Below are 12,729 nucleotides of genomic sequence, written 5' to 3' on the forward strand. Positions count from 1 at the left end.
TTCTTCTATCAATAAACGACTAATGTACATATTGCATAAAGCGGTTCTTATTGGATTCAGAACTTCTGTTGCATTGTCATCTTCCATTCGGCTCCAATCAAACAACTCAGAAGTCTCGAAATGGGCTTGTGCGATATATTTAATTTCGTTGATGTATGAGAGGCCTCGAAGCCCTCGACCTGATTGTTCAGAGCCCCCGTAAGTCGTGCGTGAGTTATTTGGAGCTTTACAAATATAGCAGAAATCTCTTTCAACTTATCACTATTTGACGAGAGTGCGGCATGTAACATTTGAATTTCGCGAATGGGAAGATCTGCCTTAAAATCAATTTCCAAAACTATCTCATGAATTGAGATCGAGGTTGGGATTGATGGATCATTGTAATTTTTCCGCATCTTCATCAATAAATGCTCATAAAATTGCGCTGCTTTGGTTAGGTAAGAACATAATCCAGATAAAGCAAAAGACATCATTGCTCTGTCCGCTTGAGCTATAGATTTCTGCTTATCAAGCTCAATTTCCTCTTGTTTTTCAGCAATATCCTGTACTGATTGTCGTTGTAATCTCATCTCACTAAGTGTGGCGGCACCCAATTCAGCAGAACGCTTAGCTGCATCAGCAGACCTGTAAGCTGCGTAGGCGGCTGCAACAGTTCCAAAGGCAGCAACGAATTCAATCCAAGAGAAGTCTTTAAATGTCGCCTCAATCTGAATGATATCGTTTAACAAAAGGCCGTTGAGCTGAAGAAAGCTAATTCCGAAAATAAATGCTAGCCAGAATAAAAACCCAGCTGCGACAAGGAACAGAAACCAGCCGACGTATCTCATCAATAAACACCTAGAAAAAACTGAAACACCTAATGTAATCTGCCAGTTAGCATAACCGCATTAGTACCGCTGTGAAAGAACCAAAGATAGAACTGCGAGATGGCCCCCGGATCACATTTCGTTTATCCGGGATGATAGCGAAGCATAAAAGTCAGACGCGCGGAACCCTCAAGTGTCTTCCCGGCCTCCGAGCCGGGATCCAGTGCCCCGTCATTCTAATGAATGTTGATGTGCCCGTGAAAGTTGACGGTCTTGCCTTGCCGGTTCTCGTGCGCTTGTCAGTGCTAAACCGAGAGGTCTGTGTTTGGTGTTCCGCTGGTTCTGGGTCCCGGGCCTTCGCGTTGCTCCGCCCGGGATGACACCGGGGCGTGTTGCGTGGCCAAACCTCACCCACAGGTGTGTCGTCCTCCAGATAGCATCTCATCAACCAACACGCAGCTCGGTGAAACTCAAAGGTGCATCACACCCACCGGGTGTCATCCCGGCCCCTGAGCCGAGACCCAGAGAGAGCCTCCTCCTACTCCAATGATCGGTGTTGTGCATCGTGAAGCAGTGCGCCCTGCCATGCCGGGTGGCTGACACTTGTCAGCGCTAAACCGAGAGGTTTGTGTTTGGTATTCCGCTGGTTCTGGGTCCCGGGTCTTCGCGTTGCTCCGCCCGGGATGACACTGGGCGTGTTGCGAGGCCAAACCTCACCCACGGGTGTCTCATCCCCCAGATACCATCTCATCGGCCAAGCCTCTGTTCCGCAAAAATCAGAGATGCGCCTCTCTCCCCCTCGGCTGTCATCCCGACCTCCTAGCCGGGACCCAGAGAGCGCCTCCACCGACTCCAGTGTTCGCTTTTGTGCGCCGTGAAACACTCCGCCCTGCCATGTCGAGTGGCTGGCACTTGTCAGCGCTAAACTGAGAGGTTTGTGTTTGGTATTCCGCTGGTTCTGGGTCCCGGGTCTTCGCGTTGCTCCGCCCGGGATGACACCAGGGCGTGTTGCGAGGCCAAACCTCACCCTCGGGTGTTCACCCCCTAGATACCATCTCATCCGCCAAGACCCCGCTCGGCGAAACTCAGAGGTGCGCCTCTTTCCCCTCTGGTGTCATCCCGGCCCCCGAGCCGGGACCCAGAAAGAGCCTCCTCCTACTCCAATGATCGGTGTGTCAATGCTGAGTCAAATTTCCCCACATGTGCTGGACGGAAAGTCCTCAGTTTGAGTATTTGGTGACCAGCCTTTTCTGTGGGTCTAACTCTCCTTTTTGGGTGGCCTGCCGCGTCGTTTTGGTGGTGGAGGTGGAGCTATTGAAGCGTTAGCCCGTACGTGCTCTGGCATGAGGTCCGCATGGCTGCGCAACCGATAACTAGCACCTTCGATCTGGATGACGACGGCATGATGCAAAAGCCGATCGAGAAGGGCTGTGGCAATAACGCGATCACCAAAGATCTCCCCCCATTCCGCAAAGCCACGGTTTGAGGTGAGGATCATGGATCCCTTTTCATATTTGGCATTGACGAGCTGGAAGAACAAGTTTGCTCCCCCATTGGTAATTGGCAGATAACCGATTTCATCGACGATTAGCAGTGAAGTTCGTGCAAAGAAGCGTAGTTTCTCAGTCAACCGCCCTTCTTTTTCAGCTTTTGCCAAGGCTTCGATGAGGTGAGCTAAAGCAATGCGATACACCCGTTTACCCGCTTTAACGGCTGCAACCCCAAGAGCAGTTGCCAGATGGCTCTTTCCTGTACCAGGTGGACCGAGAAAGTGTACCACTTCATTGCGAGTGATGAACTCCAGTTCGGCTAGAGCCATGATGCGATCCCTGTCCAGCGAGGGCTGGAAGGTAAAGTCGAAGCTTTCCAGTGTTTTTATCGGAGTAAGCCGCGCTGTCGTCAGGGCGACGCCGATACGGCGGCCCTCGCGTGTTGAATATTCTTCATTGAGCAGAGAATCCAGGGCCTCCAGTGCCGTGAGTTCCCCTTGTTCCAATTGGCTCAGCGTGTGGTCGAGCACCTCTAAAGCCCGCGGCATTTTTAAGCCTACCAGTGAAGACTGAATGCGTTTACTGAGCGAACTCATGGCTTACCTCCAGTACTGGCAAGTCGTTGACCTACCGCTTCATAGAACTCCAGTGGGCGTTGGTTTACACCGCTGTGTTTGGTTGGCTCCGCAGCCAGACGACGGCGCTGTGTTGCCCGTGGAGGAGCCTTGCGATGGCATGGATCAACCCGGCGCTGGTTCTTTCCCTCCATGACCGGATGGGTGGCGATGAGCTGACCGTTTTCATAGATGCGCACCTCTTGCGGGTGATGCTGGACTTCGACCATCCGTTTCTTAACGGTGTCCGGCACTGAATAAAGATTACCTCCAACGGAGACCATGCCATCACGCGTGACCCGCCGCTCCACCAGTAAAACAGCATCATAAGGGTGCGCTGGCAAAGGGATCAGAGCGGGCTGTTCCTCTCCAAAGACCTCGCCCACCACACGGTTGGTGGTGGCATGAACACGGGCATTGGCAATTTCCTTGCACCAGCGTGTGAACTGGGCATTAAGATCGTCCAGATCGCGGACCGTACGACCAAGGAAGAAATCCTGCCGGATGTAACGAAATGGCCGCTCCACCTTGCCCTTGGTTTTGGCCCGGTAGGGCTGGCAGGCATCCGGCTGAGCGCCATAATGGTCCAGAAGAGCGACAAGAGCAGGATTAAAAAGAACAGTGCCATCTGGCTCCTCTCCCAGAACGGCTGTCTTCATGCGATCATACAGGACTTCCAGTGTCGCTCCGCCGAAGACCTCAAAGGCCGCGATATGACAACGCAGGACTGTCTCTAGTTTTTGATTGGCACAATAGCGCCCCCACAAAAACCGTGAATTACTCAGCACCATTGAAAACAAAAAGACTTTTCGCACCACATCTGGTTCACTGGTGAACGCCACCTGAAACTCAGCAAAATCTACCTGTGCCTGCTGGCCTGGTGCTGTCTCAAAGCGCCGTTCAAATGCATGCGGAGGAGCTGGACGGATCAGGCGAAGATATTCCGTTACAGTGGAGTAACCGCCCTTAAACCCCAGTGTCTTCAGCTCACGAAGCAAGCGCCGGGCAGATAGACCGGGAAACCGCTCCAGTCGCTCAAGTAAATAGCCTTTGTATTCCTCCAGTACACGCCCGTCACGCTGGCGGGGGCCGTAGACAGGAGCTTCAAGGCCTTGGTGTAAGTATTTGCTGACCGTCTTTCTATCCAGCCCGGCTTTGCGCGCTATGGCACTTACAGACAGTCCCTGCTGCTTCAAATTATGGATCATTACGATCTTCCCTAGATTGACCACTCCTCCACACCCCTTCTTTCCAACAGGAACGTAGAGGAGAGTTTGGCCAACTTTTGTTTGAAGGGGCATGCCCCTTCAAACAAAAGTCAAAGCTGAAAAAGTGGGGAATTTTCAACCAGCGCTTTTGGAGAGAATACATCCAGCACTGACACGGTGTTGTACGCCGTGAAGCAGTCCGCCCTGCCATACCGGGTGGCTGGCACTTGTCAGCGCTAAACCGAGAGGTCTGTGTTCGGTGATGCCTTAAGCGTTGCGCTTCGATCTCGGGTCTCCAGTATAGCATCAAGTGCGGGATGACGTTCGTGGCCAGCTTCCCTTCCCCTACACAAACAACATCAGTAGCATCAACCCGACTATGGCTATTGCCGCCGCATAATATGGGCGTGGGGAGGCGTTGGCGTAGTTGGTGTAGTAGTCTTCCAGTTGGTTTGGGGTTGGGTCGGCAGGTGGACTTGGTTTGTGGTTTGGTAAAATCAGCATGGCGACTTCTTTTCATATGGGAGAACTACACGGATCGGTTTGCGTGCTCTTCTCCAAAAACCGGGTTCCACTTTTCGGGAGCACGCTCTATCTTTGATTGCAAAGTGCTCGGGTAATAGCGCCCAAAATTCAAAAGCGGTTTTCAAAAATGAAGGTCAAACTACACGATAATCTCAACGCCTTTTTGGTGTTAGCCGCGTGTGGCACGTTGAGTGAGGCGGCGCAGCGGTTGGCGTGCAGCCCTGCCACTCTCAGCCGACGTATGCAGCAGCTGGAAGAGGATGTTGGGCTCAAACTGTTTGACCGTGTGCAGGCGGGATACACTTTAACCGATGACGGGCAGCAGGTTCTGGAGCAGTTGGAGCCGTTTCAATGTGCTTATGCGGGGTTTGAGCAGTGGCTGAGTGCGAAATCGCGCCGGCCTCAGGTTCGGGTTTCTGCTGGCAGTTGGACCATGAAGTTTTTAAGCCGCCATATGAATGAGTTACGCCAACCTGGGGATGGGTTTGATGTTGTTTTCATCACCAGTGAAGACCGATTAAACATCAAGAAACGCGAGATTGATATTGGCCTGCGTAGCTCTGCCCCCGCCGAGATTGGACTTGCCAGCAAGCGCCTGCCTTCAGTAACATTTGCGCCTTACACCGCCGTAAATTTGCCCGAGGGTACTGATGCCCGCTGGATCGGGATTGCGCCTGAGTTTGCTACCACCAGCTCCTCTCGCTGGATATTGGAGAACCACGGCGCAGAGATTTCAACCTTTGTAAGCTCACAGGCCGCCCTGTTTGATTTGATGTGCGCCGGGGCTAGCGTTTCCGTGCTGCCTTGTTTTCTGGGAGATTTTTCCGGAGAGTTGCGGCGGCATGGACCGGTTATCGAAGAACTTACCAAGCATCAATGGGTAACCATGCACGATGACCGCCGGCATTTACCTGAGGTGCGGATGATGACGGACCGGATTGTGAACGTGATGGAGACGTATCGCCAACCTTCTCGTCGTGACCAGCCTGCAGGTGTCGTGGCAAAGGGGTAACAATCTCTGCAAAAAGCCAGGATTGTGGCCCTGCCATTATTGCGGGCATTAATCATTTGAGCGACCCGTCCTGCATTCATATGTGAGGCGTCGAAACCTCTTACAAACAGTGGTACCGCTCCCGTCCTCGATCGGTTCTTTGCGCCCTTATTCTAAGTGCGTGAACGTTTTGCTATGAGCGGGAGGGCGGTGAATACAACACCTCGTTCGGGAGGGTATGCACCCGCCTGTCTATTTGCAGGTTTAGAACCTCCCGCGCAGTTTGCGCCACAAACACTCTTCAGAATGAAATAGACGAGGCAACTGTTGCTGTCTCTGGTTTGGAAACCCTCCTTCACTCCATACGTTTGCTGCTTGGAGAAAGACTGGACCAGTGCTGCGAACAAGATGTTTTGTTCAATTTGCACAACGCTTTGGCAAACGGCCTAGAGGCGCTGAAACGGACCTGCGGGATCTTATAGCGGGTCGTTCGCCCGCAGTTGATACTGATGACCGGCATAAATATTGGCTCAAACTTCCCGTTATTTGGAGGTGGTCAGATAACTTTTCCTCAACAGAGAGTGGCTAGGTTCTGCCTTCGTGTCACCATTATCAACGGAGGCGCATGCCGTGGCTACCCTGATCAAGTTCGTAGGAACCAAAGAATTATTCTCCAGCGAAAAAAAGATTATGACCGCGCTTGGGAAGCAAAAAATGGACGACAAAGTAATTGACGATTTTGTCAAGGAAGTTAAGAAGAAGAAAAGAAAAATCAGCGACGCCTTTATTAAGGTATTACTGGAGGATCCTAAGCTGCAAGCTGTTGATGAAAAATATGGTATTAACAGCAAGGAATACAAAGAGGCATCCGGTAAGATTGGCAAGACCATCCCCGTGGAGTTGATAGTAAGCAGCGGCAAGCCATTTTTGATGGTTGGTAAAACGGTTTGCGTTCCGTAATGTAGCGCTGGTGTTCGCCTAACATAATTGCGATTTAGAAAAGACGCCCAACACAGCGTTGCCCAGTGGCAAAGCGTTGATCATCTGGGCGTTTTTTGGGAATAAATGGCGGAGAGACAGAGATTCCTTCAAAAATCACACTCCTATCTTCAATGTCGATATAGCAATTTAATAACAATATCTTAGCTGATTATGCCTCTGTCTCAGAACTCATACTACTCACAAATGTTATGTAGTTTGTTATGTAATTTCTGCACCAGTAATTGCAGATGTACTAAGATACACGACAATATTCAAAACCCATAATACTGAGTATGCGATAATTCGCAAATTGCCCAATCATACCTCGCTTGCTCTCCCAACATGGAGACATTACCTAACAGTCGTCTATCGTCTGTATTCAGTTGTATGACTACAGACATTAAACAATAGTCTTTCATTGTCAGACACTAGGAGTTTCACTGGAATAGCTCATATCCTAGGAATTTTACAACGAAAAAGCGGGGCAGGAAAATCTACGCTTGCCGTGTCTGTCGCCAGCTCTCTGGCCCTGGAGGATGCAAGTGTCATCCTTGTGGACACAGACAAACAAGAGACTGCAACAAAATGGGCAAAGCAAGAAATTGAAGGGCGTGGCCACATCGATCACGTCTCAGAGTTATCTGATGTTGAGATCATAGAGCTACTGCGCTAGCTTCGAAACCAATATGATTACGTGATCGTGGGCACAGCAGGCTTTGATAGCCGCATATCGGACTTCATCACAATTGAGAGTGATCTTGCCCTGATACCTTGCAAGGCCACTGTTGCAGACGCACAAGGCGCTATCTCAACAAACAAGTACGTATCCGCAACCGCAAACAGTATCCGAAGAGATATTCCGTCTCTTGGAGTGCTAGTTGATTTTGACAAAGGGACCACTGCAACAGCCTCAGTCAACGAGTTGCTTGCTGAGTATGGAAAGCTGGAGTTCGTTGACTCTATCCTGTGGCATGCCACCAGCTTTAAGGATGCCTTGAACACTGGAGCATCCCCTCAAGGGCGTGCAAAGAAACTGCTCCCAGCACAATTCAAGATCAAGAGCGCCGCATAGGTTTATAAGATGGCTGAATACAAAAAACCTCAATGATTCCGTTGGAGGATGAAAAACGCGCGGCAATCTCTCACTGGGTGGTAGGGAAGGCAAGCGAGCACCAAGCCCAGGTGGAAGCAATGCGGAAAGCGGATCGAAGCCGCATAGGGCTTTCTCTGGTACCGCAACTTATTGTCGACATGTTCAAAACCCATGCTGCTGAATTGAACATGGATCAGAAGGAATACTTCTACCACCTGTTACGTGAAGACGACTTGAAGATTTCCACCTACAAAGAACTTGACGCTCGCAATCGATGATTGCGAGCGTCATTTATTTTCAAAACGGGTGGCCGTATTAGTTTGAAATGATCAGCTCAGAAACACGCCTGCCCGTTCCTTTTGCTATGGAATAGTTCAGGCTGACCATATCCTGCCAGAAACCCTCAAAAGTTTTTCGTGTCTCATCTGTGTCATTGAGCGAGAGGATAAACCGACCTGCGATCTTGGAAAGCCGTTCTGCCATCTCTGCAAAATCTGAGCGTTCAAATACTCCCTTACCATAATCCTTTTCCCCGCCCCAGTAAGGCGGGTCCAGATAGAACAGGGTTGTGCTTGCATCATAGCGCTCAAGACAAGCTCGCCAGTCGAGGTTTTCAATCGTCACAGCAGACAGTCTGTCAGATACCAGCTCGATATTGCTGGGCACACGCTTAATATTGAAGCGGGACGGACGCTCTACCGCAGTCCCGAAAGACTGTCCTGTAGCCTTCCCCCCCGAAGGCGAGGCGTAGCAGATAGTAAAACTGAACCGCCCTTTGAATATCCGTCAGGTGGTCGAGATCTGCATTGTGTAATGCTTCAAACTCCTCACGAGAGGCAAACATATATTCCAGGCTGCGCAAAACTCAGGCTCGTGGGATCGTAAAACACGAAAGAAAGTGACCAGTTCACTGTTGATGTCATTTATGACTTCGCATTTAGCCACAAAACTCAGGTGAGAAACTTGATTGATCTGGCTAACTATACGTCCAGCAAGTTGACTTTTGCCACCAAGATACGGCGCCACCGGTTCAGCTTTAACCGGAGCGACTTTTCCAAACAGGTTCATGTTGAAATTTACTCTCAGACTATGGCAAGATTTCCCAACCATACAATTTAAAATGCATGGTCATGGTGGGAATGAGCCTTCGAGCCTGTTTTGCGCTCTCACGGACTGATTTGATAAAGGCCTTGGAATGACGTACCGACACACGTCCTTCTTCCCACCACGGGTCTGGCAAGTATCGAGATTAGAGTGATGTATTGAAATTGTATTTTGTGAGGTGGATTCAACTGATCGCAGCAAAACACTCGGCAAACTTCTCAGCTGGGGTTTGATATTGCAAGATCTTGCGTGGTCGCTCGTTGAGTTGTCTTGCGATTGCATCAAGTTCTGCCTGAGAATGCACGGACAAATATAAACAGAGCTGCTTTCTGCACCATGATCATCAACCCAGCGGCACCAACTACAATCATACCTGCTTCATTAATGTTGACCAACTGCCCAAAGAGACCAACATCACCCGTCTGGAGCTTCAGTTTGATCTCAGGTACTTCGCCCTGACCATCTGGCTGACGTACAACATTTGAACCACCTGCATAAAGATTGCCTTCACTGTCCTGAGGCGCACCAACAACAACCATGCCAGACCTGTTCAAAGCAACACTGGAACTATACCCATCCGCGGCCGAATCGAGGTGTCCTTCATCAACCACCTGTTTGGATTTCATCTCTGAACTGCGCCCTAAGGAAGGCTTTTTGCGTCGTCATTCAAAGGTTTCAGTACAACCCTCTGAAGATCTCAGAAAGATAAAAATAGAAGATTTACAACGCTTTGGAGCCCAAAGTGACGGTTTCTGCTACCTGTTGGAATCTAGGTCAGCCGATTGAAAAGCAAAAGTTCGAAAGGTCTTTGACACTACACACCGCAATCTATATACATTTTTATATGATCGCGTTTTATTTGTTTGCGAAAAACTGTTTTACTATCGATATTCACATGATCCGTTTTATTCGACTGTTCTTCTTTGCCAGCTTCTTCGCAATGCCTCATTGGAGTTTTGCGCAGCAGTCTTCAGAGACACCGTTAAAAATTGGGGAGAGCGGCAGGGAGTATCTGCAGGCAATCAGGTTCAGCGGCATAGACTCGGATGTTGCTTATTTTGATCCATCCGGCCCACCGCCTCCGATGGAGACCGGACAGGAACCAAAGGCACCGCCCGAACAGTCTTATCGGAAAGCGGAATGGTCACTGGGCAGTGTTAATATTATAACCTTTTTGATTTTTACCTCAGTACTGCTGGCAATTGCCTATGTGTTTGCTCGTTACGGCGGCAGCATTTCGGTCTCGCTGAGCCGGGGTGCGGGCAACGCTGCGCGAGGTTGCGACAGATCTGCCCGCGGCAGCGGAACTTTGCCCCATTCAATACCGAGCAGCTTGGTCAGTATTCTGCGCCTTCAAGACCGGCGCGAAGCCCTGATTCAGCTGGCTCAGGCGGCTTTGGCGACGGCGATTTCAGCAGATGGCGTGCTGCTGCAACGCAGCTGGACATCGCGCGAAGCCCTGCGGCACCTGCCAAGGGATCAAAACCACATGAGCTCCCTGCGCAGCCTTGTTCACGCCAGCGAACGGGTGCATTTCGGCGGCCGGGACGTGAGTGAAGAGGAATTCCAGTCGCATGTCGATAACATACGGCCGCTGTTTCACTCTGAGGCCTGCGCATGAGATTTTTTGAACCTGGCACGCACCAGAACAAGCTGCGGTCCGAAACGCTGGCAATTGTTGTCTTTGGGGCGCTACTCCTTTTTGTTGTGTTTTATGCCCTCTCGCTACGTCAGCAGGCTCTGAGAGCCTCTCCTTCCGGGTTCGACGGGTTGCAGGCCTGGCTCACATCCGAAGGTGTCAGCACGCAGAGCTTCCTCGGCGGCTGGCAGGTTGATCAGAACTCTGTCGGACTGCTGGTGATGCCGCTATACGACACTGTGCTGGACAACGACCGTAGCCACCCACGGACCAAGGCCGAACTGTTGTTTCAGCAGGATGAGTACGATCTGAATTTGGCTGTGGTCCAGGAAAAAATTCTCCGGGTTCCAACGCTTGTCATCCTGCCGAAATGGCGTAGCGGGATGCGCCTGGCCAGGGTAGCCCATCCAGTCCTGCTGAACGAGCGTTCTGCGGTGGAAGAGCTCCTCCGGAACGTGACCGGACAGAGTGCCGCGAAAATCGTTGCTACCGGCGCGGCCTTTAGCGAATTCAGCTATACCGCAGGTAACGGTCAAGGACTTTCCGCACAGCTTTATGCTGCGCAGATGTTCACAAGCCCCGACTGCTCGCCGATTATAGGATCATCCGAAGCAATGGTGCTGGCTGATTGTTCTGTGTCCCGCGGCAAGAGTAAGGCGAAGGGCAAACGGCTACTGGTTCTGTCGGATCCTGATCTGCTGAACAATCACGGACTGCGCATGGCAGATAACTCCGTGATTATACGCAATTTCCTGCGGGAGCATACCAGGGAGCGCAATGTGATGATCGACTACAGCCGCGATATGTGGTTGACCGATCCGAAACGTGGCATACACCGCGAGCGAAGTTGGGCCGATCTCAAACGTTTTTTCGATCCGCCGTTTCTGACGCTCTGGCTGGGCGGATTTCTAACACTAATTCTGTTCGTTTGGCGTTCCTGGTTGCGCTATGGCCCGGTGCATGACGTGTCTGTGACCGGTACCAACGGCAAGGCACTGGCCCTGCAGGCACGGGCTAGGCTGATGCGGCTTTGCGATCAGGACGGGGCCTTGATCGGCGACTATGCCCATGCCCGGCTAGTGGCCACGGCGGCGGCGCTCTTCGGTCCTGCCTTTTCTCGGCACTACGCCGAGCCTACCGCCTTTTTGGGATATGTCGCGCGCCGCCATCCCGAGCGCGCCGCCGCTCTGGAGAGCGTCCTGACAGCAATTCAAAGTCTTCCGCCGCGGATATCCCCGGCGGAGGCGATCTGCCATGTTGATAAACTTGAAGCGCTATTGGAACAGATAATCCATGACACTTGAAATTCTGCAACGCCGATCCGATGCTCTGCGGTCCGAGATCGGCAAGACCGTTCTGGGGCAAGAAGAGGTAGTCGATATGCTCCTGATCGCGCTGTTCGCGCGCGGCCATGTGCTGCTGGAGGGCCCGCCGGGTACTGCCAAGACTTTGCTTGCCCGCAGTTTTGCTGCCGCTATGGATCTGGAATTCGGGCGTATTCAGTTCACGCCCGACCTGATGCCGAGCGACGTTCTGGGCACCTCTATTTTTAATTTCCAGTCCAATGAGTTTGTTCTGACACCGGGCCCGGTCTTTACTCAGGTTCTGCTAGCGGATGAAATCAATCGAGCCCCTCCCAAGACCCAGGCAGCCCTGCTACAGGCGATGAACGAACGCACCGTCAGCATTGATGGGACCGACCATTCGCTGGGGCGCGAATTCATCGTTGTTGGTACTCAGAATCCAATTGAGCAGCAAGGCACCTATCCTCTGCCCGAGGCGCAGTTGGACCGCTTCCTGTTCAAGTTGGTGATCGATTTCCCGCCCGAAATCGTTGAAATGGCCATTCTGCGCCAGCACGCCGGAGCCCCGATCGAATCCGGGATGGAGATCAGGGGCCTAGCCAAAACCCTCGATGCTAAGGCCCTAGCCGACAGCCGGGCGTTGATTGACGGGATCATTCTGGACCACGACATCCTAGCCTATATCTTGCGCCTGGTCCGTGCCACGCGGGAAAGTTCCGAGATTGCCTTTGGTGCGTCGACCCGGGCCGCCGATGCGCTTGCGGCGGCGACCCGGTCGCTGGCGGGGCTGAGCGGGCGTGATTTTGCCATTCCCGACGACGTTAAGCGGCTGCTTGTCCCGGCGCTGCGCCACCGCGTCGTGCTAGGCCCGGCGGCTGAGATCGAAGGCCGCAGTTCAGCTATGGTGCTCGAAAATATTCTCAACCAGATCGAGGCCCCCCGCTGATCCGTCCCTCGCCCCGGCTTCTGTTTGC

Annotated in this window: 14 protein-coding genes and 1 pseudogene; 8 read left to right on the forward strand and 7 right to left on the reverse strand. The window is 51.9% G+C overall.

Annotated features, from left to right (window positions below):
* Positions 1-56: 56 nt before the first annotated feature.
* From BLS62_RS16220 to BLS62_RS31380, 4 genes are all read right to left on the reverse strand, one after another.
* Positions 57-827: a hypothetical protein gene (locus tag BLS62_RS16220; protein ID WP_093182716.1), complete on the reverse strand. Its 771-nt coding sequence runs from the start codon at positions 825-827 to the stop codon at positions 57-59.
* 1,237 nt (positions 828-2,064) lie between these two features.
* Positions 2,065-2,892 carry an IS21-like element helper ATPase IstB gene (gene istB / locus BLS62_RS16230; RefSeq protein ID WP_093175407.1) on the reverse strand — a complete coding sequence of 276 codons (828 nt, stop codon included), beginning with the start codon at positions 2,890-2,892 and terminating at the stop codon, positions 2,065-2,067.
* Entirely contained in the window at positions 2,889-4,142 is a 1,254-nt protein-coding gene (gene istA, locus BLS62_RS16235) for an IS21 family transposase (protein WP_093189048.1), read from the reverse strand. The genes istB and istA overlap by 4 nt, the downstream gene beginning before the upstream one ends.
* Before the next feature lie 321 nt (positions 4,143-4,463).
* Positions 4,464-4,622: a hypothetical protein gene (locus BLS62_RS31380; RefSeq protein ID WP_200798528.1), complete on the reverse strand. Its 159-nt coding sequence runs from the start codon at positions 4,620-4,622 to the stop codon at positions 4,464-4,466.
* A gap of 148 nt (positions 4,623-4,770) precedes the next feature.
* Between BLS62_RS31380 and BLS62_RS16240 the strand changes: the two genes are divergently transcribed.
* The 5 genes from BLS62_RS16240 to BLS62_RS16265 all read left to right on the forward strand — a co-directional run bounded on the left by BLS62_RS16240 (position 4,771) and on the right by BLS62_RS16265 (position 7,986).
* Positions 4,771-5,655, forward strand: a complete 885-nt coding sequence (locus tag BLS62_RS16240; RefSeq protein ID WP_093182721.1) for a LysR family transcriptional regulator — start codon at positions 4,771-4,773, stop codon at positions 5,653-5,655.
* 609 nt (positions 5,656-6,264) lie between these two features.
* Positions 6,265-6,594 carry a hypothetical protein gene (locus tag BLS62_RS16250; protein ID WP_093182726.1) on the forward strand — a complete coding sequence of 110 codons (330 nt, stop codon included), beginning with the start codon at positions 6,265-6,267 and terminating at the stop codon, positions 6,592-6,594.
* A gap of 439 nt (positions 6,595-7,033) precedes the next feature.
* Positions 7,034-7,288, forward strand: a complete 255-nt coding sequence (locus BLS62_RS16255; RefSeq protein ID WP_093182728.1) for an AAA family ATPase — start codon at positions 7,034-7,036, stop codon at positions 7,286-7,288.
* Between the two features lie 21 nt (positions 7,289-7,309).
* Entirely contained in the window at positions 7,310-7,687 is a 378-nt protein-coding gene (locus BLS62_RS16260) for a ParA family protein (protein WP_093182731.1), read from the forward strand.
* 119 nt (positions 7,688-7,806) lie between these two features.
* Complete coding sequence (locus tag BLS62_RS16265; RefSeq protein WP_143521574.1) at positions 7,807-7,986, forward strand: hypothetical protein; 180 nt, start codon at positions 7,807-7,809, stop codon at positions 7,984-7,986.
* Positions 7,987-8,023: 37 nt separating this feature from the next.
* Here BLS62_RS16265 and BLS62_RS31385 read toward each other — a convergent pair whose 3' ends face one another.
* The 3 genes and pseudogenes from BLS62_RS31385 to BLS62_RS16275 all read right to left on the reverse strand — a co-directional run bounded on the left by BLS62_RS31385 (position 8,024) and on the right by BLS62_RS16275 (position 9,438).
* A complete protein-coding gene (locus tag BLS62_RS31385; protein ID WP_200798529.1) occupies positions 8,024-8,374 on the reverse strand; it encodes a DNA adenine methylase in 351 nt (116 codons plus the stop codon).
* A gap of 622 nt (positions 8,375-8,996) precedes the next feature.
* Positions 8,997-9,122: pseudogene (locus BLS62_RS32245) on the reverse strand (IS30 family transposase); the annotation flags it as partial.
* On the reverse strand, positions 9,094-9,438 hold the full coding sequence (locus BLS62_RS16275; protein ID WP_093182736.1) for a hypothetical protein: 345 nt from the start codon (positions 9,436-9,438) through the stop codon (positions 9,094-9,096). The pseudogene BLS62_RS32245 and the gene BLS62_RS16275, both read right to left, overlap by 29 nt.
* A 116-nt stretch (positions 9,439-9,554) precedes the next feature.
* Between BLS62_RS16275 and BLS62_RS16280 the strand changes: the two genes are divergently transcribed.
* Genes BLS62_RS16280 through BLS62_RS16290 form a run of 3 tightly spaced genes read left to right on the forward strand, consistent with a single transcriptional unit; the run spans position 9,555 to position 12,701 of the window.
* A complete protein-coding gene (locus tag BLS62_RS16280; protein ID WP_208990902.1) occupies positions 9,555-10,433 on the forward strand; it encodes a DUF4129 domain-containing protein in 879 nt (292 codons plus the stop codon).
* Entirely contained in the window at positions 10,430-11,755 is a 1,326-nt protein-coding gene (locus BLS62_RS16285; protein WP_093182738.1) for a hypothetical protein, read from the forward strand. Before BLS62_RS16280 ends, BLS62_RS16285 begins: the two co-directional genes overlap by 4 nt.
* On the forward strand, positions 11,745-12,701 hold the full coding sequence (locus BLS62_RS16290; protein ID WP_093182740.1) for an AAA family ATPase: 957 nt from the start codon (positions 11,745-11,747) through the stop codon (positions 12,699-12,701). Before BLS62_RS16285 ends, BLS62_RS16290 begins: the two co-directional genes overlap by 11 nt.
* Positions 12,702-12,729: the final 28 nt, after the last annotated feature.

The organism is Pseudovibrio sp. Tun.PSC04-5.I4, assembly GCF_900104145.1.
GTDB lineage: Bacteria > Pseudomonadota > Alphaproteobacteria > Rhizobiales > Stappiaceae > Pseudovibrio.

What these genes read in the sequence shown, in the direction of transcription:
- BLS62_RS16285 (WP_093182738.1), top strand. Translation starts at nt 10,430, where the DNA reads ATGAGATTTTTTGAACCTGGCACGCACCAGAACAAGCTGCGGTCCGAA.
- BLS62_RS16275 (WP_093182736.1), bottom strand. Translation starts at nt 9,438, where the DNA reads ATGAAATCCAAACAGGTGGTTGATGAAGGACACCTCGATTCGGCCGCG.
- BLS62_RS16240 (WP_093182721.1), top strand. Translation starts at nt 4,771, where the DNA reads ATGAAGGTCAAACTACACGATAATCTCAACGCCTTTTTGGTGTTAGCC.
- BLS62_RS31380 (WP_200798528.1), bottom strand. Translation starts at nt 4,622, where the DNA reads ATGCTGATTTTACCAAACCACAAACCAAGTCCACCTGCCGACCCAACC.
- BLS62_RS16220 (WP_093182716.1), bottom strand. Translation starts at nt 827, where the DNA reads ATGAGATACGTCGGCTGGTTTCTGTTCCTTGTCGCAGCTGGGTTTTTA.
- istB (WP_093175407.1), bottom strand. Translation starts at nt 2,892, where the DNA reads ATGAGTTCGCTCAGTAAACGCATTCAGTCTTCACTGGTAGGCTTAAAA.
- BLS62_RS16290 (WP_093182740.1), top strand. Translation starts at nt 11,745, where the DNA reads ATGACACTTGAAATTCTGCAACGCCGATCCGATGCTCTGCGGTCCGAG.
- BLS62_RS16265 (WP_143521574.1), top strand. Translation starts at nt 7,807, where the DNA reads ATGCGGAAAGCGGATCGAAGCCGCATAGGGCTTTCTCTGGTACCGCAA.